Origin of the sequence: Pantoea alhagi (assembly GCF_002101395.1) — a bacterium.
Lineage (GTDB): Bacteria > Pseudomonadota > Gammaproteobacteria > Enterobacterales > Enterobacteriaceae > Mixta > Mixta alhagi.
On record NZ_CP019706.1, the window covers coordinates 203,641 to 224,652 of the forward strand.

Here is a 21,012-nt window from a genome sequence, read left to right on the forward strand (position 1 = left end):
CGATGCGGCTCAGGCTTTACAGCGCGTGGATCACCACCCACATCGGGCCCTGCCCTACCGCATAACGCGCCAGCGGCGTCAGCAGCCCCTGCTCGCCATCGATACGATAGACTTCGATATGATGCGATTTCTGCCCCGCCGCAACCAGATACTGGCCGCTGCGATCGATGTTAAAGCCGCGCGGTTGGGTTTCCGTCGGCTGATGCCCTTGCAGAGTTAACGTACTGCCATCTTCACTGACGCTGAAAATAGTCAGGGTGCTGGAGGTACGATCGCAGGCGTAAAGATGACGACCATTCGGCGTCAGATGAATATCCGCCGCCCAGCGAGTGTCGGTAAAGTCGGCAGGCTGCATATCCAGGCTCTGTACGCACTCTACTTCGCCGTGGGCGTTGCGCAGCTTCCAGACGTCAACGGTGCTGTTAAGCTCATTGACGCAGTAGGCATACTGCTGACTGGGATGGAACACCATATGACGCGGGCCTGCGCCCTCAACGGTAGTGACCTGCGGCTGCTGATGCGGCGTGAGTTTACCGGTGGCATGGACATCAAACAGGCAGATACGGTCCTGCTTCAGGGCTGGTACAAATAGCGTCTGGTTGTCGCTGCCGATATTCGCGGAATGGCACCCTTCCAGCCCGTTAATAATCTGGCTCGGCTCCAGCGGTACGCCATCCGCGCCGATCGGGCTAATGCTGACGCAGGCGTCGTTATAAGATCCGCAGAACAGGAACCGGCCCTGATGGTCGGTAGAGATATGCGTCGGGCTGCCCGGCAGCGAGGCCTGCCCCGCTTCGCTCAGCGTACCATCCTCAGCGATACGATATGCAATAGTACGGAACTGTGGGCGCACGCCTACGTATAAAAAAGGCTGGGTGGGGTTCACCACCATCGGCTGCACCTGACCGGCGACATCCACCACTTGCAACAGCGTCAGCGCGCCATCCTCATTCATACGCCAGACGTGAATCTGTTGGCTTTCCGGACTGGCGGTATAAACAACTTGCTTCATGAATTCTCCTTGTCTGATTACCTGTAATTGTTGGCCTGTGGCAAAGGGTAGCGTGTTTTAACCAGACTCGGCGGATTGATTGTGCCGCTATGGTTTGGTGACCAGCACCACAGGGTGTAACATCGCTGCTTTGCTAATAATGACTGGCGGAATTAACTATGAGCTATCGCGTGATTGCCCTCGACCTTGACGGTACGCTGCTGACGCCGCGTAAAACCATTCTTCCTGAATCGCTGGCCGCCCTTGCCGAAGCCCAACGGGCCGGGGTAAAAGTCCTGATCGTCACCGGACGCCATCACTGCGCCATCCATCCTTTTTATCAGGCGCTGGCGTTAGATACACCTGCAATCTGCTGTAATGGTGCCTATTTGTATGATTATGCAGCGAAAAAGGTATTAGCTGCCGATCCGCTGGCTAAGCCGCAGGCGTTGAAAGTGATTGAGATGCTTGAGCAACAGGCGATTCACGGCCTGCTCTACGTTGATGACGCCATGCTCTATCAAACGCCGACCGGTCATGTTGAGCGCACTCTGCTGTGGGCGGAATCATTACCGCCGCATCAGCGTCCGTGCTTTTTGCAGGTGCCGGATTTGGCTGCCGCCGCGCAGGATGCGCAGGCGATCTGGAAGTTCGCCCTCTCCCATCCCGATACGCGCGCGCTGCAGCAGTTTGCCGAAAGCGTTGAGCTGGAGCTGGGTCTGGCATGCGAATGGTCGTGGCACGATCAGGTGGATATTGCGCAGGCGGGCAACAGCAAAGGCAAGCGTCTGGCGCAATGGGTCGCTTCGCAGGGACTGGAAATGAAGGATGTGCTGGCGTTCGGCGATAATTATAACGATCTCAGCATGCTGGAAACGGTGGGGCTGGGCGTCGCGATGGGCAACGCCGATGAGGCGATTAAAGCGCGCGCCGCGCGGGTTATCGGCACTAACCTGGAACCAGGGATTGCAGAAACCATTCGCCGCGAAGTGCTGTAAAGCCTTACGTGCCATACATCAACGGACCAGCCGTTGCTGCCTTATCTGACAGGCAGAGAAAAAACCGCGGAGCCAGAGACGGCTCCGCCGCTTTCAGGGCGTGATAGAAACGCTTTTGATCTGGGCGTACAGCCACATTCCCGGTTTGATCGCCAGCTCATCGCGCGCCCACGGCGTGATGCGCGCCCACAGCTCGCTGGAACCGATGCGCAGCTTGACTTCAGTCTGCTGATTTGAGACTTCAATCAGCTCGCTGACCTGCGCGGGCAGCACGTTACGAATGGTGCTGTTAAGCGGCGGCTGCAGAATTAACGACACGTCCGATGACTGAACGCGAATACGCAGCGGCGTTTTCAGCGGCGCGTCTACCCGGCTGACCCAGATATGCTGATCGCCAAGCGACAGCGCGGTCATGGCATAATCGGGATGCTGCTCCAGTACCTGCACGCGCAGTACGCTGCTCTGTTCGCTACGCGGCAGCCACGGACGTAGCGCGCTGCCGTTCCATACCTCTTCCAGCGTCCCGGTCGCCTTAACCTGACCGTTATCAAGTACCAGCACCCGATCCGCCAGCTGTAAGATCTCATCCAGGCTGTGCGACACGTAAAGCAAGGGAATATCTACCTGCTTTGCCAGCTTCTGCAAATAGGGCAGCAGTTCGCGCTTACGTAGCAGATCCAGCGCCGCCAGCGGCTCATCCATTAGCAGGATATCGGGCGCGGTCAACAGCGCGCGTCCAATCGCCACGCGTTGCTTTTCACCGCCGGAGAGCGACCAGGGAAAGCGATCCAGCAGGTCGCCAATGCCCAACAAACTGACCAGCGCATCAAACTGCCCCTGGCGGCTTTTCGCCATACCGTAGCGCAGATTGCCGCGCACCCGATAATGCGGAAACAGGCGCGCCTCCTGAAACACATAGCCGACGCGCCGTTTCTCGGGCGGTAGCCAGACAGCCTGTTCCGCATCGCTCAGCGTGCGCCCGTTCAGGCGGATATAGCCCTGCTGTGGCGCAGCCAGCCCGGCGATGGCATTGATCAATGAGGTTTTGCCCGCGCCCGAGACGCCGAAAATGGCGGTAATACCGCTGGCGGGCAGCTGCGTATCGATCTGCAGCGAGCTGTCGCCCTGCTGCAACGTGAAGTTAAGTTCCAGCATCAGCCCCCCAGACGCTTACGGCCCCAGCGAGCGAGCCATTCCGACAGCAGCAATGAAATCAGCGCCAGCGCAATAGCGATCAGGCAGAGTCTGGCGGCATTCGTTTCGGCTCCCGGCGTTTCCAGCAGCGTAAACATCGCCAGTGGAATAGTGCGGGTTTCGCCAGGAATATTGGATACAAAAGTAATGGTGGCGCCAAACTCGCCGAGCGAGCGGGCAAAGGCGAGCACGGTGCCAGCGATCAGGCCCGGCAGCGTAAGCGGCAGAGTAACCGTAAAAAACACGCGCCAGCGCCCGGCCCCCAGGGTACGCGCCGCCTGCTCCAGTTTCGGATCGACCGCCTCCAGCGCCAGGCGAATAGCGCGCACCATCAGCGGCAGCGCCACCACGGCGGCAGCCAACGCCGCACCGCGCCAGCTAAACGCGAAGCTGATACCAAACCAGTCATAGAGCCATGCGCCCAGCCAGCCGCGCCGCCCGAGCGACAGCAGCAGCAGATAACCCACCACCACCGGCGGCAGCACCAGCGGCAGATGAATCAAACTATCCAGCAAGGCTTTGCCACGAAACTCACGGCGCGCCAGCACCCAGGCGAGCAAGATGCCAAAAGGCAAACTGAACAACACAGCAATAGCAGAAACTTTCAGGCTGAGCTCGACAGCCTGCCATTCAACATCACTCAATATCATTAGCGTGGCGTAAATCCATATTTTTTAAATATTGTTGCCGCTTCAGGCCCTTTTAAGTAGTCATAAAACGCGCTGACGGCAGGATGGCGGTGATCTTTGACAATGGCCATCGGATATTCCACCGGTTTATGGCTGTTTGCCGGGAAATGCCCGACCACCGTCACGTTATGGCTGGCGACTGCATCAGAGCCGTAAACAATTCCGTAAGGGGTTTCGTTACGTTCCACCAGCGCCAGCGCGGCGCGTACATTATTGGCGCGCGCCATAACCGGCGACAGCGTATCCCAGGCGCCTAAATTTTGTAAGGCCTCTTTCGCATAAATACCGGCCGGAACATGATCCGGATCGCCGCCAGCAATACGCTGCCCCTTTAGCAGGCTTTTCCAGTCGGTATTTTTATCAATGGTAACCGCTTTCGCCTGCGCGTCGGCGGGAGCGATAAGCACCAAATCGTTGCCCAGCAGCGTATAGCGCGAATCGCCCTCGATACTGTTTTTTTGCGCCGCGTAATTCATCCACTGCTGATCGGCAGAAATAAACAGATCGGCCGGCGCGCCCTGCTCTATCTGACGCGCCAGCGTCGACGAGGAGGCGTAAGAGGTAACGATTTTAATCTCATGTTTGTTTTTTTCATACTGACTGACAATATCCTGTAGCGCATTGGTCAGCGACGCGGCGGCAAACACCGTCACATTTTGCGCGGCAACGGCGTGCCCCGATACGCTCAAACTGATGGCGGCAGCACCCAGCCAGCAGCTCCATTTAACAGCAGACATAGCATTTCTCCCGGTTACGTTATATAGCGCATAATATAACGAGACGGGAAGGTATGTCATACGTTTGATCAAATAGCGGCAAATGGGTAGATAAACAGCAGGGCCGACATCATGCCGGCCCTGCTAAAAGAAGAGAATCGCGCGGTGGGACTACTGGCGATGCTTTGCCGGCTGGTCATTACGATGACCGAATTTAGAAATGACGTTGAAAACTTCGCCCAGGCCATAAATCAGGCCAAGAATGATCGCCATTACGATCGGCACCATGATCACGGCGACAGCAAGGCTTTTTAATAACTCCAGCATAGTTGCCTCGTTTATTACGGTAAAAAAACCATTTTAACCAGCGTGGCAGAAAACGCACTGCTATTTTGTGCGCTTTACCTTTCCTTAAGCGGCAGCGCTTAACGCCGTGACACCCCCTGCCGCCTCTTTTACAATCCGATGATTACCACTTTTTGGGGTTTAGCATGCAGGCTGATATTTCTCTGATTATTCGACTACAGCAGAAGCTGTTTGCCGATCCGCGCCGGATTGCGTTATTGCAGCAAATCAAACACACCGGTTCGATTAGCCAGGGCGCAAAACTGGCTGGCATCAGTTACAAAAGCGCATGGGATGCGATCAATGAGATGAATCAGCTGGCGGAGCGCACGCTGGTAGAGCGCGCAACGGGCGGCAAAGGCGGCGGCGGCGCGCAGCTTACGCGCTATGGCGAACGTTTAATTGAGCTGTTCCGTCTGCTGGAGCAGATTCAGCAAAAGGCGTTTGATGTGTTGCAGGATGACCAACTGCCGCTGGATAGCCTGCTGGCGGCCATTGCCCGTTTCTCGCTGCAAACCAGCGCGCGTAATCAGCTGTTTGGCACCGTCATCAATCGTGATGCAGAGCCAGTGCAGCAGCACGTTGACATTTTGCTGGCCGATCGCCAGACGCGTCTGAAAGCTGCCCTGACCCGGCAGAGTGCGGATCGCCTGCAGCTAAGCGCGGGCAAGGAGGTGTTACTGTTAATCAAAGCGCCCTGGATCGAGGTAAGCCATACGCCTTCCGGGGCGGATAATCAACTTCCCTGTACCATCAGCGCGATTGAGCATGGCGAGCAGCAAAGCGAAGTATTGATGCGCCTGACCAGCGGCGAAACCCTGTGCGCCACATTAAGCAATCAGCAGGTCGTGCAGCAAAATCTACAGCCAGGGGCGACGGTGCTGGCACATTTCAATGCCGATCGGGTGATTATCGCGACGCTGCTCTGAATTGGTCACGGTTGTTTGACAAGCTTTCAGCCAGCCATTAAAAATCCTTTTTACGCTGCAAAAAACGGAATGAAAAATGGCTACATTGCAAATTTCGCAAGGCACGTTTCGTCTTAGCGATACCCGGATCCTGACCCTTAATGATTTAACGCTGCACGGCGGAGAAAGCTGGGCTTTTGTTGGCACCAACGGCAGCGGCAAATCTTCACTGGCGCGCGCGTTGACAGGTGAGCTGCCGCCGCTGCAGGGCCGCTTTTCCAGCGACTTTATCCGCCCGAGGCGCCTGTCGCTGGAAAAACTGCAAAAGCTGGTTGAGGAGGAGTGGCAGCGTAACAATACCGATCTCCTGAGCGAAGGCGAAGAGGATACGGGGCGCACGGCGGCGGAAATGATTCAGGAAGAGGTAAAAGATGAGATGCGCTGCCGCCAGCTGGCGCAGCTGTTCGGCATTGAATACCTGCTGGAACGCCGCTTTAAATATCTTTCCACCGGTGAAACGCGCAAGACCCTGCTTTGTCAGGCGCTTATGGCTCAGCCGGATCTGCTGGTGCTGGACGAGCCTTTTGATGGGCTGGATGTGGCTTCGCGCGCCAGCCTGGCGGCGCTACTTGAGCAGCTGCATCAGCAAGGATATACCCTGGTGCTGGTGTTAAATCGCTTTGACGATATCCCCGCTTTTGTCGAGCGTACCGGCGTGCTGGCAGAGTGTAATCTGACCCATGTCGGCACACGCGAAACGGTACTGGCAGAGGCGCTGGTGGCGCAGCTGGCACACAGCGAACAGCTGGCGGGCATGGCGGTGCCGGAAGCGGACAATCCCGCTCAGCAACCGCGACTGGCACCTGACGTGCCGCGCATCGTGCTGAAAAACGGCGTGGTCAGCTATAACGATAAACCGGTTTTACACGGATTAACCTGGGAGGTTAAGCCAGGCGAGCACTGGCAAATCGTCGGGCCTAACGGCGCAGGGAAATCAACCTTGCTGAGCCTGGTAACCGGCGATCATCCGCAGGGTTACAGCAACGATTTAACCCTGTTTGGTCGTCGGCGCGGCAGCGGCGAAACCATCTGGGATATCAAGCAGCATATTGGCTATGTCAGCAGCAGCCTGCATCTGGATTACCGCGTCGCCATCAGCGTGCGCAACGTGATCCTTTCCGGTTATTTCGACTCTATCGGCCTGTATCAGGCGGTTTCCGACCGGCAACGCAAGCTGGCCGACAACTGGCTGGCGCTGCTGGGAATGGCGACGCAGGGCGATACGCCTTTTCATAGTTTGTCGTGGGGACAGCAGCGGCTGGTGCTGATTGCGCGGGCGCTGGTCAAACATCCTGCGCTGCTGATTCTGGACGAGCCGCTACAGGGACTGGATCCCATCAATCGACAGCTGGTACGCCGCTTTGTAGATATATTGATTGCCGAAGGCGAGACGCAATTGCTGTTTGTTTCGCATCATGCTGAAGATGCGCCGCAATGTATTACCCACCGTTTGAGCTTTGTGCCGCAGGACGATCGTTACCGCTATGAAATTGCCGCGCTGAGTTAATGTTATGGCCCGGGCAAACCGGGCCGTAATGAAGCCACAAACGCAGGCCGATCGTTACCTTCTGATTTCCCCTGTTCTTCTTGCATTTGCTGCCTGTCACAAAGCGGCATTCATTATGTAACCGCTACCATTATTTCACCCGGTTAAATTAATCCACAAAGCGCCAGATACTATTAACACTGGCAAATAAGAATTTTCAGCTTGTGTAAACGATTCCATTTATCCAGACTGGATCACGCTTTCAGGTTTTACACTGTGCTATTTTTTATTCTGCGATCTCCGCTTTAGTCAGCTATCAGGACACAACATGGAAAAATTCAATCCGGTCGATCATCCTCATCGCCGTTATAACCCGCTGACCGATCAGTGGGTACTGGTTTCCCCACATCGTGCGAAACGCCCATGGCAGGGCGCGCAAGAGGCGCCGACCGTGCAGCAACTGCCGAAACACGACCCTGACTGCTTTCTTTGTCCGGGAAATATCCGTGTAACCGGCGACAAAAATCCCGATTATTCCGGTACCTGGGTGTTTACCAACGACTTCGCCGCGCTGATGGTTGATACGCCTGAAGCGCCGCAAAGCGACGATATGCTGATGCGCTGCGAAAGCGCGCGCGGCACCAGCCGGGTGATCTGCTTTTCTCCTGACCACAGCAAAACGTTGCCGGAATTAAGCCTGTCGGCGCTGGAAGAGGTGGTCGCCACCTGGCAGCAGCAGACCGCCGAGCTGGGCCGCGACTATCCCTGGGTACAGGTGTTTGAAAATAAAGGCGCGGCGATGGGCTGCTCAAATCCCCATCCGCACGGGCAGGTATGGGCCAACAGTTTTCTGCCGAACGAAGTGCAGCGCGAAGATCAGCATCAGCGCGCTTACTGGCAGCAGCACGGCTCGCCGATGCTGGTGGATTATGTGGCGCGCGAGCTAAAAGACGGCAGCCGCACGGTGGTGGAAACCGAACACTGGCTGGCGGTGGTGCCCTGGTGGGCGGCCTGGCCGTTTGAAACGCTGCTGCTGCCGAAAACGGCTGTTCAGCGCCTGGTGGATCTGACCGATGCGCAGCGCAGCGACCTTGCGCTGGCGCTGAAAAAGCTTACCAGCCGCTACGATAACCTGTTCCAGTGCTCTTTCCCCTACTCCATGGGCTGGCACGGCGCGCCGTTCAATGGCGAAGAGAACCCGCACTGGCAGCTGCATGCACATTTTTATCCGCCGCTGCTGCGTTCGGCGACGGTACGTAAGTTTATGGTTGGGTATGAAATGCTGGCAGAAACCCAGCGCGACTTAACTGCAGAACAGGCAGCGGAGCGCCTGCGTTCCGTCAGTGATATTCATTTCCGCCAGACGGGAGACTCAGAATGAGCTTAAAAGCAACCACCGACCAAATTTTCCAGCAGCAGTTTGGCTATCAGCCGACACACACCATTCAGGCACCGGGCCGCGTAAACCTGATCGGTGAACATACCGATTACAACGACGGCTTTGTGTTGCCCTGCGCTATCGATTACCAGACGGTGATCAGCTGCGCCAGACGTGACGATCGCCAGGTTCGGGTTATCGCGGTGGATTATGATAATCAGCAGGACAGCTTCTCGCTGGATGAGCCGATCATGAGCGTTAAAGAGCCGATGTGGGCGAACTACGTGCGCGGCGTGGTGAAACATTTACAAAAGCGCAACGGCAACTTTAACGGTGCGGACCTGGTGATCAGCGGCAACGTGCCGCAGGGTGCCGGACTCAGCTCATCTGCGTCGCTGGAAGTAGCAGTGGGTACCGTATTCCAGCAGCTTTACCATCTGCCGCTGGATGGTGCCGAAATCGCGGTAAACGGTCAGGAAGCGGAAAACCAGTTCGTCGGCTGTAACTGCGGCATCATGGATCAGCTGATCTCCGCACTGGGTAAAAAAAATCACGCCATGCTGCTCGACTGTCGCACGTTGGGCACGCGTGCGGTGCCGATGCCGCAGGATGTGGCGGTGGTGATTATCAACTCGAACTTCCGTCGCAGCCTGGTAGGCAGTGAGTACAACACGCGCCGCGAGCAGTGCGAAACCGGCGCGCGTTTCTTCAGCCAGCCCGCGCTGCGCGATGTGGATATCAATCAGTTCAGAGCAGTAGAGCATGAGCTGGATCCGCAGGTTGCTAAACGCGTGCGGCACGTATTAACCGAGAACGCCCGCACGCTGGAAGCTGCCGAGGCGCTAAGCAAAGGCGACCTGAAACGCATGGGTGAGCTGATGGCGGAATCACACGCCTCAATGCGCGATGATTTTGAGATCACCGTACCGCCTGTCGACCAGCTGGTTGAGATAGTGAAAGAGGTTATCGGCGATCGGGGCGGCGTACGGATGACCGGCGGCGGCTTTGGCGGCTGCGTGGTAGCGCTGATGCCGGTTGACCTGGTGGAGCCGGTAAAAGCCGCCGTTGCCAGCCAGTACGAAGCCAAAACCGGGATTAAAGAGACCTTTTATGTCTGCAAGGCATCGGAGGGCGCAGGACAATGCTAAACGAAGCGACGTCGCTGGCTCCCGACGGCCAGCCGTTGCGCATTACCGCGCTGCGCAACGGCAAGGGCATGGTCGCCACCTTTATGGACTGGGGTGCAACCTGGCTTTCAGCGCGCGTACCCATGAAAGACGGCAGCGTCCGTGAAGCGCTGCTCGGCTGCGCAACGCCTGCCGACTACCTTAAGCAGACCGCTTACCTTGGCGCGACCGTAGGCCGCTACGCCAACCGCATCGCCAGTGCGCGTTTGAACAAGGCAGACATTTTTTTAGCGGCAAATCAGGGCGCGCATCAGCTGCACGGCGGCCCGGAAGGCTTCGATAAACGCCGCTGGCAAATTGTTCGCCAGAACGAAAACAGCGTGATTTACCGTATCGATTCACCTGATGGCGACCAGGGCTATCCCGGAAATCTTATCGCCCAGGTGGAATATCGGCTGGATGATAATAACTGCCTGTCGATTAACTGGGAGGCGCAGGTCGATCGTTCCTGCCCGGTCAATCTGACCAATCACGCCTATTTCAATCTGGACGCGCATCACGGCGATGCGCGTCAACACAGGCTGCAGCTCAGCGCCGACCGCTATTTGCCGGTAGACAGCGAAGGCATTCCGCGCGCGCCGCTACAGACGGTAGAGAACAGCGGCTTTGATTTCCGCCAGCCAAAATCCATTAGCCGTGACTTTTTGCAGGATGAGGATCAGCGTCTGGTACAGGGCTACGACCATGCCTTCCTGCTGAATGAACGCGATGCGGCGCAACCTGCAGCGCAGCTCTGGTCGGCAGATGGCAAACTTAAGCTGACGGTGCATACCAGCGCGCCGGCGCTGCAGTTTTACAGCGGCAATTATCTGGCAGGAACGCCGGCACGTGACCAGGAGAGCTATACTGCTTTCCAGGGCATCGCGCTGGAGAGTGAGTTTTTACCCGATTCACCAAACCATCCTGAATGGCCCCAGCCTGACTGTTGGTTACAACCGGGCGAAACCTATCACAGTGTTACCCGCTATACGTTAACGGCGGAATAACATCAGGCTGAAAAACAGGCATCGCGCAGGTTGAGTACTTACGCCGTGCGTAGAATTCCGCTATGGTAGGGCACTATCGATTGCCGTGCCGCGCGCGACGGCAATATAATGGTTTCATTATCATACGAGCGTTAAGGAGTTAAGCTATGGCTGTAACTAAGCTGGTTCTGGTGCGCCACGGCGAAAGCCAGTGGAACAACGAAAACCGCTTTACCGGATGGTACGATGTGGATCTGTCTGATAAAGGCCGCGGAGAAGCAAAAGCAGCAGGTCAGCTGCTGAAAAAAGAGGGTTTCACCTTCGATTTCGCTTACACTTCCGTGCTGAAGCGCGCTATTCACACTCTGTGGAACATTCTGGATGAACTGGATCAGGCCTGGCTGCCGGTAGAAAAATCCTGGCGTCTGAACGAGCGTCACTACGGTGCGCTGCAGGGTCTGAACAAAGCAGAAACCGCTGAGAAATATGGCGACGAGCAGGTAAAACAGTGGCGTCGCGGCTTTGCCGTTACCCCGCCGGAACTGGATCGCGAAGATGAACGCTTCCCGGGCCACGATCCGCGCTATGCGAAACTGACCGCTGAGCAGCTGCCTACCACGGAAAGCCTGGCGCTGACCATTGAACGCGTTATCCCTTACTGGAATGAATCTATTCTGCCGCGCCTGAAAAGCGGTGAGAAAGTGATCATTGCCGCTCACGGTAACTCACTGCGCGCGCTGGTGAAATATCTGGATAACATGAGCGAAGAAGAAATCCTCGAACTGAACATCCCAACTGGCGTACCGCTGGTTTATGAGTTCGACGAAAACTTCAAGCCGCTTAAGCGTTACTATCTGGGCGACGCTGACGAAATCGCAGCGAAAGCCGCAGCAGTAGCGAACCAGGGCAAAGCGAAGTAATTCGTTATTTGCAAAAAAACCCGCCAGACGGCGGGTTTTTTATTGCTGCCTGCGCGTAAGGCTACGTTCAGCCCCGGCGCGCTTTTACCGCAGCAGCCAGCTGATGCAGTACCTTTTCCGTATCTTCCCAGCCGATGCAGGCGTCGGTAATGCTCTTGCCGTAAACCAGCGGCTCGCCGCTTTCCAGGCTTTGATTACCTTCCACCAGATGACTTTCGATCATCACGCCGATAATGCCCTGCTCTCCGCCTTCGATCTGCTGTGCAACATCCTCAGCCACTACCATCTGACGCTGGAACTGCTTACTGCTGTTAGCATGGCTGAAATCGATCATAACCTGAGCCGGCAGACCCGCTTTTTCCAGCCCCGCTTTTACTGCGCTGACATGATGCGCACTGTAGTTCGGCTCTTTACCGCCGCGCAGGATAATATGGCAGTCACCGTTGCCGCTGGTTTCAACAATCGCAGAATGACCATACTTGGTTACCGACAGGAAGCAGTGCGGCGATCCGGCGGCATTAATCGCATCAATAGCGACTTTAATGGTGCCGTCGGTGCCGTTCTTAAAGCCCACGGGGCAAGAGAGGCCGGAAGCCAGCTCACGATGCACCTGCGATTCGGTGGTACGTGCGCCAATAGCGCCCCAGCTCATCAGGTCGGCCAGATACTGCGGCGTGATCATATCCAGGAATTCGCCCGCCGTCGGCAGACCGGCGTCATTGATGTCCAGCAACAGTTTGCGGGCAATGCGCAAACCATCATTGATCTGGAAGCTGCCGTCCATCAGCGGGTCGTTGATCAGCCCTTTCCAGCCCACCGTGGTACGCGGCTTTTCAAAATAGACGCGCATCACGATTTCCAGCTCGCCGCTTAGCGCTTCACGCAGCGTTAACAGACGGTCAGCATATTCTTTGGCTGCTTCAACATCATGAATAGAACAGGGACCGATCACCACCAGCAGACGGTCATCTTCATTTTTCAGAATTTTGTGGATCGCCTGCCGTGAAGCGGCAACGGTCGTCGCAGCTTTCTCCGTCGAAGGAAATTTTTCCAGTAGCGCAACCGGAGGTAACAGTTCTTTTATCTCTTTGATTCTTAAATCATCATTCTGGTAATTCATAAGCTATCCATTTTTATATTTTGCCTGGCATGCAGCTGGCACACCTTGCTCAATCTATCCCGTCACTGCCGCGCTGTAAATCGCCTTTCCCTCGACAAAGGGCATTTGGGATTTGCGTTTCTTTGGTTCCTTACTACACTTTTAACCGTTAGTTCTTAAAAATTTATTATTTTCATCACAAGTTTTCGCCACATGTTGCTGTGGCGATATATTGTTTTGCCTGCACGAGAAAATGACTTAAACGTTTTATCAGGTTTCGTCAGCAACTATCAATAATTAACGGGAGCATAATTATGAATAAGTTTGCCATTGCCATTCTGACAGCAGCCATGACTTTGGGTAGCGGTGCCGCACTGGCCGCAGACGGTAACAACGGTACAGCGAACCAGGCAGCGGATGCCGGCGCAGTAGCGCCAGGCGCAAAAGAAAATTTGCCGCCGAATAATGTTGATAACAGCCAGATTAATAATTCCGGTATTAATACTAATACCAGCAGCACGCCAACCGCGGGCAGCAACGGTATGAGCGCCGATGAAATGGATCAAAACGCGCAGTGTAAAGACGGTAAATGCCCTAACGTCAATGAAAAAGTTCAGACGCAGCAGGGCGGTGGCGATGTTGATCGTAAAACCGACGGCACTACGCAATAACATTACGCCGTCAGGCTGATTAAATAAAAGAGAGCTGCGGCTCTCTTTTATTTTGACCCATAATACATTTCTTTCTTACCTTGTCCTTTCTCTTTGCTGCTGCTTTACCACCTTCTCTTCTGCCAGACATTGCTTCCACCACTTTTTTCGCTATTCTAAGATGCTGTAATAAATCAAATAACGATCAATGAAATATTCCTATGGCGCATCTGTTACTTATTGACGACCATCCGCTGGTGCAGGTTGCGCTGGAAGCTGCACTGGCAAGCGCGCCTATTCCCCTGAGCCTGATGGCAGTGGATAGCGAAGCCGCCGCTTTTCAGGCTTTGCAGCAGCAAATGCCTCAGTTGGTGATCCTGGATATCAGCCTGCCTGACAGCAATGGGCTGGAGATGCTCAAGCTGCTTAAACGCCGTTTTCCTGACCTGCCGGTGCTGATCTACTCTGCTCAAACCGAGCGCCTGTATATGCAAATGGCGCAGGCTGCCGGTGCCGCTGGCTATATTGTAAAAAGTCAGAGTATGCCGCAATTGCTGAGCGCTATTCTTGCGGTGCTGGGCGGTAAGATGGTTTTCGCCGCCGATATTTCCGCCGCGGGCGCTTTGCCGCTGACCGGCAAAGAACAGCAGGTGCTTTCCTTACTGGCACAGGGCTTGTCTAATTTGCAGATCGCCCAACAGCTGCATATCAGCAATAAAACGGTCAGCACGCATAAAAAGAATATTCTGGAGAAAACCGGAGCCCATTCCGTACTGGATCTCGCCGCCTTATGGAAAGCTCAGCAATAGCTCGCCTGCTGATCCTGCTGGCGCTGCTGCTGAGTCTCCCGGCCACCGCTGCCTGGCGACCGGTAAGCAGTATGCCGCTGCCGCAGGAGCTGATGATGCCGGGCGGCGAAACAGTGCCCTGGCAGGGAAAAACGTTGCGCGTGGGCGTGCTGCAGGCCAGCAGCGCGCCGTGGAATATGTTTGTTGGTAAGGATTTATATGGCATTAACGCCGATTACCTGGTGGCGCTGGGTAATCTGACCGGCGCGCGCTTTGCCATTAACAGCTATCCGACTAACGCTGCGCTGCTGGATGCGCTGCGTCAGGGCAAGGAAGATCTCGCCTTTGGCATCCCGCGTCAGGCGATTGCCGAGGATCTTTACGCCACCCGCCCCTGGTTTAGTACCCCGCTACGCATTTACCGCAGCCGTCAGAATCATCGCCCGGTCATGTTTAATTCCCAGGAGGCGCGCATTGCGGTTAGCGCCAGCACGCTGCAGCAGATTGATCCTGACTTTGCGCATCGTCACCGCTGGGAAACTTACAGCAATGATTTGCAGGCGCTCTATACCCTGTTCAACCGGCAAAACGATTATGTTGTGGCGGATGAAACCAGCGCGGGCTTTCTGCTCAGCCAGCTACAGCAGGGAGAAATTTATCAGATCGCCTCCACGCTTGAGCCAGGGGAGCTGAGCCTGTACGCCGTTACGCCGCAGGTCGCGCTGCGCGACGCGCTGAATCAGGCGATTCGGCAACTGCCGGTCGAAGTGATTAATGGTATCCAGGGGCGCTGGAGCATGCAGCTGCCGCGCTACTCTGATACCAATACGTTGCATCTTACCGCAATGGAAAAAGCCTGGCTGAAGCAGCATCCGCAGGTGGTCTACAGTGCGCTAACGGATAATTACCCCTGGAGCTACCGCAGCGCCAGCGGCGAAGCGCGCGGCTATAGCGTCGACCTGCTGAACGCTATCGGACAAAGTACCGGTCTGCGCTTTACTCCGCTGTGGGTTAATAATCCGCAGCAGGCGCGGGAACGGGTCAGCACAGGCCAGGCGCTGATTGAACTGGTACAGCCACTGACCGGCAGCGATGATATGGAAAGCAGCACGCTTCCGGTCTGGCGTGCGCTATGGGGCGTTTATGTCGGCACGCTGTCGCCCACCGTTACCCGCTGGCAGGATTTACAGGGCAAACGCGTGGGTATCCGGCGTGGCGATTTATCACTGCAGCTGCTCCCTGAAGGCGTTACCGTGCAACCTTTTGACGATGCCCCTACGTTGTATAATGCGCTGGCCAACGGACAGCTGGATGCGGTGGTAGATAATGTGCTCTCGGCACGCTGGCTGATACAAAGCCGCTATGGCGAGGCCGTGCGCTTCGCCTTCGCCGCCAGCGATATTGCCTGGCCGATCGCGATGGGCGTCAACAGTCAGCAGCCGCTGCTGCGTGCCATCCTCGATAAAGGACTGCAGCAGATCCCGCCCGATACTCAGCAGCGTATGAGAGCCGCATGGAGCAATGAAAATCAGCCCGGCGGTGCAGATAGCGGTGCCATGCGCCCCGTTATTCTGACGCTGTTGGTTCTCGCTCTGGCCGCTATTCTGTTACTGCTGACGTTGCTGATACGCCGCTGGCGGCAACAGCGCCAGGAGGCGCGGCAGCGTTTACGGCTTGAGCAGGAGCGCGAGGCGGCAGAGCAAGCCAACCGCATGAAAAGTCAGTTTATCGCCAGCGTCAGCCATGAACTGCGTACGCCAATGCAGGCGATTCTCGGCCTGCTGGAGCTGGAACTGGCCCATCAGCCGCAGACAAGCCGCCTGAGATTAATCCACAGCAGCGCCACCTCGCTGATGTCGTTGTTAAACGATCTCCAGGATCATGCGCGGATCGAAAATAACACCTTTAGTTTGCAGCCGGTCCCGCTGGATCTCCAGCAGTGGCTGGAGGATCTCTCCCGCTTCTGGTCGCCGCTGATGCGTACCAACGGTCCCGCCTTCAACGTGAAGGCGCTGAGCGCCCTGCCCCGGCGCGTGCTGCTGGATGGCGGCCGCCTGCAGCAGATCGCCACAAACCTTATCAGCAATGCGCTGAAATTTACCGCTCAGGGCACGATTACCCTGACGCTGAGCGCCACGGATAATCAGCTTACGCTATGCGTTACCGATAGCGGCAGCGGTATCCCTGTACATGAGCAGGCGCGCCTGTTTGAACCCTGGTATCAGACACCTTCAGGGCGTGCGCGCTCTGTCCAGGGAAGCGGACTGGGACTCTCGATTTGTCGTGAAATAGCGCGCCGAATGGGCGGCGATATCATTCTGCACTCGCAGCCCGGCCAGGGTACCCGGGTCACCGTGATGCTACCGCTGACCTTCACTTCCGAAGCGCCATTGATTACGACATTTTCCGCCAATAATCCCTCAGAGCTTCAGCATCTAACGATTGCGGTAGTTGACGATCATCCTACCAACTTGCTGGTTATGCAGCAGCAGCTCAGCTGGCTGGGCGCGCATGTTCAGGTATTCGCTGAGGGGCGCGCGCTGCTGCGGGCCGCACAAAGTACCCGCTTCGATATTATTTTGATCGATTACAATATGCCGCATCCCGATGGCCCAACGGTGGCGCGCATTTTACGGCGACGCGAACGCGGTGCGGAAAAACGCACGCGGCTTATCTACTGTAGCGCCGACGTTCAACTGCCACAGCACCCGGAAGCCTGGCGCGACGCGGACGAAGTGATACTGAAGCCGGTCAGCCTCACTGCGCTGCGAACCTTGTTAACCAGCCAGCCGGCTACCCGGATACAGGACGAGCTGGAGCAGCAACTCTGGCAGTTGGCCAACCGGGATGCGGCATTCTTACCACGGGTCATCACCACGCTGCGCCAGACGCTTCAGGAAGACAGTGAGGCTATTCAGCAGGCGCTCGATCGGCAGGACTGGGCGCAGCTGGAAAAACATGCTCATCGCATGAAGGGCAGCTGGTTGCTGTTAGGCATTGATGAAGGCAAGCAGCTTTGCCAGCAGCTGGGCGCGCAGGCGCAGGCGCGGCAGGCGTGCGGGGAAACCAGCCGTTTACTGTTATTATTAATCAGAGATTTATTAGCCAGACTGGAAACCTATGACGCATCATCATTCACACCCGGAACATGACGGCAACCGCTCCCGCCTGCTCGCGGCTTTTATTGTTACCGCCCTGTTTATGCTGGCAGAAGTGGCAGGCGGGCTGCTCTCCGGCTCGCTGGCGCTGCTGGCCGATGCCGGTCATATGCTGACGGATACCGCCGCGCTGCTGATGGCTCTGCTGGCGGTACATTTTGCGCAGCGTAAGCCGAACGCCAGCCATACCTTTGGCTGGCTGCGCCTGACCACGCTGGCAGCCTTTGTTAACGCCATCGCGCTCTTTGTGATTACCGTACTGATTGTCTGGGAAGCGGTGCAGCGCTTTTATCAGCCGCAACCGGTAGCAAGCGGGATGATGCTGGCTATTGCCACTGGTGGCCTGTTGGCCAATCTGCTCTCTTTCTGGCTGCTGCATCGTGGCAGCAGCGAAAGCAATCTGAACGTGCGGGCGGCGGCGCTGCACGTGCTGGGCGACCTGCTCGGCTCTCTGGGAGCGATTGTTGCGGCGTTAATTATTATGTTTACCGGCTGGACGCCTGTCGATCCCATCTTGTCGCTGGTGGTCTCTGCGCTGGTGCTGCGCAGCGCCTGGGCATTGCTTAAAGAGAGCCTGCATGAATTGCTGGAAGGCGCGCCTGCGGCAATTGACGCAGAGAAGCTAAAGCGTGATTTAACGCTGAATATTCCGGAAGTGCGTAACGTGCACCATGTTCATCTTTGGCAGGTTGGCGAAAAGCCTATCGTCACGCTACACGTTCATGTGATCCCCCCTTACGATCATGACGCGCTGTTGCAGCGTATTCATCACTATTTGCATCAGCGTTATCAGATCGATCACGCTACGGTTCAGATGGAATACCAGGCCTGCGAAGGGGGAGACTGCGGCCTGACGCTGGGCGCGCCGTCGCACGCCCATCATCACCATCACTAACCCTTTAAGGCGCGCGTTGATGCTGACGCGCGCTTTTGATCCACAGCCAGCTGCCATTTAACGCAATCAGCGTCAAAATCAGATATTCCAGCGACATGGCATAGACGCCCTGACGGGCAAAAATCCACACGCTGATCACATCAATCACAACCCACAGCAGCCAGTTCTCGACATATTTACGCGTCATCAGAATCATCGCCACGATCGATAACACCATCATGGTGGAATCCCAGAACGGGAAAGCATCAGGCTGCAGTTCCGGCATGGTGACCTGTAGCCCCAGCGCCTGCATCAGCATCACGGCCACCTCGGTCAGAAAAGCGAACACCGGGTCGATCCATAACGTCATTAAGGCTATCGCTAACAGACTGCCCACGCCCCAGCCAAGCGCTTTGTTGCGTGGTAGCCAGCGAATCTGCAACGCCGCCTGGTTTCCCTCCTGTCGGCTCCAGGCGTACCAGCCATAAAGATTGGCGGCAAAGAAAAACAGCTGCAGCAGCAGGCTGGCATAGAGCTGGATCTGGAAAAAGATAATGGCGAACAGCGTGACATTAATCAGCCCAAACAGATAATTAATGATTTTTTCCCGGCTGGCCAGCCAAATACAAAGCAGCCCCGCCAGGGTGCCAATCGCCTCAATCCATGATAAGTCGTAACCGCCTTTGCCCAGCGGAATGTGAATCAGAATGTTTTGCGTGCTTAAAAAGTCCATCCTGGCACCCTGAAGTAAGCCGTCAGGCATTACCCTTTACGTTAAGTTTAAGTTCCGCTGCAAAAGATAGCATACGGTTAAGCGGCAGCAGCGCCCGCTCACGCAGTGCCTCGTCCACATGGATCTCATGCGCCTTACCGCCCTGCTCCAGCCCTTCTGCAATCGCCTGCAGACCATTCATCGCCATCCAGGGACAGTGCGCGCAGCTGCGACAGGTTGCGCCTTCGCCTGCGGTAGGCGCTTCCAGCAGAACCTTTTCCGGCACCGCCTGCTGCATCTTATAGAAAATGCCGCGATCGGTAGCCACGATCATCTGCGGATGCGGCAATGTTTTCGCCGCCTGAATCAGCTGACTGGTAGAGCCTACCGCATCGGCCAGATCCACTATCGCCTGCGGCGATTCCGGATGAACCAGCACCGCCGCCTGCGGATACAGCGCTTTCATCTGCTGCAGCGCCTGGGTTTTAAATTCATCATGAACAATGCAGGCACCCTGCCAGCACAGTACATCGGCCCCGGTTTGCTGCTGCACGTAACGTCCAAGATGTCGGTCCGGCGCCCACAGAATTTTCTCGCCGAGACTGTCAAGATGTTCTATCAGCTCAACGGCAATGCTGGAAGTGACCACCCAGTCAGCCCGCGCTTTTACTGCCGCCGAGGTATTAGCATAAACCACTACGGTGCGGTCAGGATGCTGGTCGCAAAAGGCATTGAACGCGTCAATCGGGCAGCCGAGATCCAGCGAACATTCCGCCTGCAGAGTAGGCATCAGAATCGTTTTTTCCGGGCTGAGGATTTTTGCCGTTTCGCCCATAAAGCGCACGCCAGCAACCAATAATGTTGAAGCGGAATGGGCGCTGCCGAAACGCGCCATTTCCAGCGAATCGGCAACGCAGCCGCCGGTTTCTTCCGCCAGCGCCTGAATTTCTGGATCGGTATAGTAGTGCGCCACCATTACCGCATTACGCTCACGCAGCAGGCGTTTAATCTTCTCGCGATAGTGCTGTTTTTCATCAGCGGTCAGGCGGCCCGGTTTGGGCGGAAAAGGATAGAAGTCATTGAAATCGGGCAACAGGCTCATTCAGCGCTCTCGTTTTATCAACTTAACTTATTTAGCATTCACACCGCTAAAGAACGGCATAAAAACCTACATCTGTTTTTTATGCTAAACAAGATAATGGAAAACGAGGCCGCTGTCGCGCGTTTTACGCGGCGCCTGGTGAAACAGTCGCGCCGCGTTCGTTACTGGCTCAGCAGGTCAGGCTTTTCAATCGCCAACAGGAAAGCCTTGGCCTCCAGACCACCGGCAAAGCCGGTTAATTTGCCGTTAGAGCCAATGACCCGATGGCAGGGAGCAATAATAGAGACGGGGTTTCTGCCGTTGGCGGCACCGACCGCTCTTACCGCTCCAGGATGGCCTATCGCCCGGGCAATGTCAGCGTAACTGCGCGTTTCTCCATAGGGAATCGCCACCAGCGCCTGCCAGACCTTTTTCTGAAATTCGGTGCCGTTAAAATCGAGCGGCACGGTAAACTGCCGCAGCTCGCCGTTAAAATAGGCGTTAAGCTGGCGTTCTGCTTCCAGCAGCAGAGGATGCCGGGGATCTTCCGTTACCGGAACCAGCCGGATGCGTCTCAGTTCATTGGGCCACAGCACCGCTGCCAGTCCGCGTTCGCTGGCAAACAGCGTTAACTCACCAACCGGCGACGCCATTTTTTTGCTGTAGTAGCTCATGGTATTTCTCTCCGTTCACTCGCACTGTTTGCTTATTATCGCGCCTTCTCTGGCGCTTACTCGCTGTTTCCGGTCAGCAGAACAAAAAATATGCCTGTCCGAAAACAGCGAGTTTTATACTGAACCAGAGCATAAAATA

The 21,012-nt window shown here is 56.1% G+C and carries 20 protein-coding genes; 11 read left to right on the top strand and 9 right to left on the bottom strand.

Features of this window, described 5'->3' with window-relative positions:
• Nucleotides 1-16: 16 nt before the first annotated feature.
• The gene (gene pgl / locus B1H58_RS00885; RefSeq protein ID WP_085067550.1) at nucleotides 17-1,012 is read right to left on the bottom strand and encodes a 6-phosphogluconolactonase; all 996 of its coding nucleotides are present in this window, start codon (nucleotides 1,010-1,012) and stop codon (nucleotides 17-19) included.
• 158 nt (nucleotides 1,013-1,170) lie between these two features.
• Between pgl and B1H58_RS00890 the strand changes: the two genes are divergently transcribed.
• Nucleotides 1,171-1,989, top strand: a complete 819-nt coding sequence (locus tag B1H58_RS00890) for a pyridoxal phosphatase (RefSeq protein WP_085067551.1) — start codon at nucleotides 1,171-1,173, stop codon at nucleotides 1,987-1,989.
• Between the two features lie 93 nt (nucleotides 1,990-2,082).
• Here B1H58_RS00890 and modC read toward each other — a convergent pair whose 3' ends face one another.
• The 4 genes from modC to B1H58_RS00910 all read right to left on the bottom strand — a co-directional run bounded on the left by modC (nucleotide 2,083) and on the right by B1H58_RS00910 (nucleotide 4,915).
• Nucleotides 2,083-3,144 carry a molybdenum ABC transporter ATP-binding protein ModC gene (modC, locus tag B1H58_RS00895; RefSeq protein WP_085067552.1) on the bottom strand — a complete coding sequence of 354 codons (1,062 nt, stop codon included), beginning with the start codon at nucleotides 3,142-3,144 and terminating at the stop codon, nucleotides 2,083-2,085.
• Nucleotides 3,144-3,833 (bottom strand): molybdate ABC transporter permease subunit, encoded by a 690-nt coding sequence (modB, locus tag B1H58_RS00900; RefSeq protein WP_085067553.1) that lies wholly within the window; start codon nucleotides 3,831-3,833, stop codon nucleotides 3,144-3,146. Before modB ends, modC begins: the two co-directional genes overlap by 1 nt.
• Nucleotides 3,833-4,609 (bottom strand): molybdate ABC transporter substrate-binding protein, encoded by a 777-nt coding sequence (gene modA / locus B1H58_RS00905; protein WP_237172439.1) that lies wholly within the window; start codon nucleotides 4,607-4,609, stop codon nucleotides 3,833-3,835. The genes modB and modA overlap by 1 nt, the downstream gene beginning before the upstream one ends.
• A 150-nt stretch (nucleotides 4,610-4,759) precedes the next feature.
• Nucleotides 4,760-4,915 (bottom strand): AcrZ family multidrug efflux pump-associated protein, encoded by a 156-nt coding sequence (locus B1H58_RS00910; RefSeq protein ID WP_085067555.1) that lies wholly within the window; start codon nucleotides 4,913-4,915, stop codon nucleotides 4,760-4,762.
• 164 nt (nucleotides 4,916-5,079) lie between these two features.
• Here B1H58_RS00910 and modE point away from each other — a divergent pair, with 164 nt between their 5' ends.
• The 6 genes from modE to gpmA all read left to right on the top strand — a co-directional run bounded on the left by modE (nucleotide 5,080) and on the right by gpmA (nucleotide 11,837).
• Entirely contained in the window at nucleotides 5,080-5,862 is a 783-nt protein-coding gene (gene modE, locus B1H58_RS00915; RefSeq protein ID WP_085067556.1) for a molybdenum-dependent transcriptional regulator, read from the top strand.
• Nucleotides 5,863-5,938: 76 nt separating this feature from the next.
• Nucleotides 5,939-7,408, top strand: a complete 1,470-nt coding sequence (modF, locus tag B1H58_RS00920) for a molybdate ABC transporter ATP-binding protein ModF (RefSeq protein WP_085067557.1) — start codon at nucleotides 5,939-5,941, stop codon at nucleotides 7,406-7,408.
• Between the two features lie 307 nt (nucleotides 7,409-7,715).
• Nucleotides 7,716-8,768: a galactose-1-phosphate uridylyltransferase gene (gene galT, locus B1H58_RS00925; RefSeq protein WP_085067558.1), complete on the top strand. Its 1,053-nt coding sequence runs from the start codon at nucleotides 7,716-7,718 to the stop codon at nucleotides 8,766-8,768.
• Nucleotides 8,765-9,913, top strand: coding sequence for a galactokinase (gene galK / locus B1H58_RS00930; protein WP_085067559.1), 1,149 nt, complete (start codon nucleotides 8,765-8,767; stop codon nucleotides 9,911-9,913). Before galT ends, galK begins: the two co-directional genes overlap by 4 nt.
• Nucleotides 9,907-10,938, top strand: a complete 1,032-nt coding sequence (gene galM / locus B1H58_RS00935; protein ID WP_085067560.1) for a galactose-1-epimerase — start codon at nucleotides 9,907-9,909, stop codon at nucleotides 10,936-10,938. Before galK ends, galM begins: the two co-directional genes overlap by 7 nt.
• Nucleotides 10,939-11,084: 146 nt before the next feature.
• A complete protein-coding gene (gene gpmA / locus B1H58_RS00940) occupies nucleotides 11,085-11,837 on the top strand; it encodes a 2,3-diphosphoglycerate-dependent phosphoglycerate mutase (protein WP_085067561.1) in 753 nt (250 codons plus the stop codon).
• Between the two features lie 67 nt (nucleotides 11,838-11,904).
• On the opposite strand, the gene aroG is transcribed toward gpmA, so the two are convergent.
• Entirely contained in the window at nucleotides 11,905-12,957 is a 1,053-nt protein-coding gene (aroG, locus tag B1H58_RS00945; protein WP_085067562.1) for a 3-deoxy-7-phosphoheptulonate synthase AroG, read from the bottom strand.
• 293 nt (nucleotides 12,958-13,250) lie between these two features.
• Between aroG and B1H58_RS00950 the strand changes: the two genes are divergently transcribed.
• The 4 genes from B1H58_RS00950 to zitB all read left to right on the top strand — a co-directional run bounded on the left by B1H58_RS00950 (nucleotide 13,251) and on the right by zitB (nucleotide 18,427).
• A complete protein-coding gene (locus tag B1H58_RS00950) occupies nucleotides 13,251-13,607 on the top strand; it encodes a YbgS-like family protein (protein WP_085067563.1) in 357 nt (118 codons plus the stop codon).
• A gap of 200 nt (nucleotides 13,608-13,807) precedes the next feature.
• A complete protein-coding gene (locus tag B1H58_RS00955) occupies nucleotides 13,808-14,395 on the top strand; it encodes a response regulator (RefSeq protein ID WP_085067564.1) in 588 nt (195 codons plus the stop codon).
• Nucleotides 14,377-17,526 (top strand): ATP-binding protein, encoded by a 3,150-nt coding sequence (locus B1H58_RS00960; RefSeq protein ID WP_085067565.1) that lies wholly within the window; start codon nucleotides 14,377-14,379, stop codon nucleotides 17,524-17,526. Before B1H58_RS00955 ends, B1H58_RS00960 begins: the two co-directional genes overlap by 19 nt.
• Nucleotides 17,495-18,427, top strand: a complete 933-nt coding sequence (gene zitB, locus B1H58_RS00965; protein ID WP_085067566.1) for a CDF family zinc transporter ZitB — start codon at nucleotides 17,495-17,497, stop codon at nucleotides 18,425-18,427. Before B1H58_RS00960 ends, zitB begins: the two co-directional genes overlap by 32 nt.
• A gap of 4 nt (nucleotides 18,428-18,431) precedes the next feature.
• On the opposite strand, the gene pnuC is transcribed toward zitB, so the two are convergent.
• The 3 genes from pnuC to B1H58_RS00980 form a co-directional block, all read right to left on the bottom strand.
• Nucleotides 18,432-19,139 carry a nicotinamide riboside transporter PnuC gene (pnuC, locus tag B1H58_RS00970; RefSeq protein ID WP_085067567.1) on the bottom strand — a complete coding sequence of 236 codons (708 nt, stop codon included), beginning with the start codon at nucleotides 19,137-19,139 and terminating at the stop codon, nucleotides 18,432-18,434.
• A gap of 22 nt (nucleotides 19,140-19,161) precedes the next feature.
• On the bottom strand, nucleotides 19,162-20,220 hold the full coding sequence (gene nadA / locus B1H58_RS00975) for a quinolinate synthase NadA (protein ID WP_085067568.1): 1,059 nt from the start codon (nucleotides 20,218-20,220) through the stop codon (nucleotides 19,162-19,164).
• Nucleotides 20,221-20,381: 161 nt separating this feature from the next.
• Nucleotides 20,382-20,873: a methylated-DNA--[protein]-cysteine S-methyltransferase gene (locus B1H58_RS00980; RefSeq protein ID WP_085067569.1), complete on the bottom strand. Its 492-nt coding sequence runs from the start codon at nucleotides 20,871-20,873 to the stop codon at nucleotides 20,382-20,384.
• Between the last annotated feature and the right edge of the window lie 139 nt (nucleotides 20,874-21,012).

What these genes read in the sequence shown, in the direction of transcription:
- B1H58_RS00890 (WP_085067551.1), top strand. Translation starts at nt 1,171, where the DNA reads ATGAGCTATCGCGTGATTGCCCTCGACCTTGACGGTACGCTGCTGACG.
- B1H58_RS00910 (WP_085067555.1), bottom strand. Translation starts at nt 4,915, where the DNA reads ATGCTGGAGTTATTAAAAAGCCTTGCTGTCGCCGTGATCATGGTGCCG.
- modB (WP_085067553.1), bottom strand. Translation starts at nt 3,833, where the DNA reads ATGATATTGAGTGATGTTGAATGGCAGGCTGTCGAGCTCAGCCTGAAA.
- nadA (WP_085067568.1), bottom strand. Translation starts at nt 20,220, where the DNA reads ATGAGCCTGTTGCCCGATTTCAATGACTTCTATCCTTTTCCGCCCAAA.
- zitB (WP_085067566.1), top strand. Translation starts at nt 17,495, where the DNA reads ATGACGCATCATCATTCACACCCGGAACATGACGGCAACCGCTCCCGC.
- B1H58_RS00980 (WP_085067569.1), bottom strand. Translation starts at nt 20,873, where the DNA reads ATGAGCTACTACAGCAAAAAAATGGCGTCGCCGGTTGGTGAGTTAACG.
- B1H58_RS00950 (WP_085067563.1), top strand. Translation starts at nt 13,251, where the DNA reads ATGAATAAGTTTGCCATTGCCATTCTGACAGCAGCCATGACTTTGGGT.
- galM (WP_085067560.1), top strand. Translation starts at nt 9,907, where the DNA reads ATGCTAAACGAAGCGACGTCGCTGGCTCCCGACGGCCAGCCGTTGCGC.
- galK (WP_085067559.1), top strand. Translation starts at nt 8,765, where the DNA reads ATGAGCTTAAAAGCAACCACCGACCAAATTTTCCAGCAGCAGTTTGGC.
- gpmA (WP_085067561.1), top strand. Translation starts at nt 11,085, where the DNA reads ATGGCTGTAACTAAGCTGGTTCTGGTGCGCCACGGCGAAAGCCAGTGG.
- B1H58_RS00955 (WP_085067564.1), top strand. Translation starts at nt 13,808, where the DNA reads ATGGCGCATCTGTTACTTATTGACGACCATCCGCTGGTGCAGGTTGCG.
- modE (WP_085067556.1), top strand. Translation starts at nt 5,080, where the DNA reads ATGCAGGCTGATATTTCTCTGATTATTCGACTACAGCAGAAGCTGTTT.
- galT (WP_085067558.1), top strand. Translation starts at nt 7,716, where the DNA reads ATGGAAAAATTCAATCCGGTCGATCATCCTCATCGCCGTTATAACCCG.
- pgl (WP_085067550.1), bottom strand. Translation starts at nt 1,012, where the DNA reads ATGAAGCAAGTTGTTTATACCGCCAGTCCGGAAAGCCAACAGATTCAC.
- B1H58_RS00960 (WP_085067565.1), top strand. Translation starts at nt 14,377, where the DNA reads ATGGAAAGCTCAGCAATAGCTCGCCTGCTGATCCTGCTGGCGCTGCTG.
- modF (WP_085067557.1), top strand. Translation starts at nt 5,939, where the DNA reads ATGGCTACATTGCAAATTTCGCAAGGCACGTTTCGTCTTAGCGATACC.
- pnuC (WP_085067567.1), bottom strand. Translation starts at nt 19,139, where the DNA reads ATGGACTTTTTAAGCACGCAAAACATTCTGATTCACATTCCGCTGGGC.
- aroG (WP_085067562.1), bottom strand. Translation starts at nt 12,957, where the DNA reads ATGAATTACCAGAATGATGATTTAAGAATCAAAGAGATAAAAGAACTG.
- modA (WP_237172439.1), bottom strand. Translation starts at nt 4,609, where the DNA reads ATGTCTGCTGTTAAATGGAGCTGCTGGCTGGGTGCTGCCGCCATCAGT.
- modC (WP_085067552.1), bottom strand. Translation starts at nt 3,144, where the DNA reads ATGCTGGAACTTAACTTCACGTTGCAGCAGGGCGACAGCTCGCTGCAG.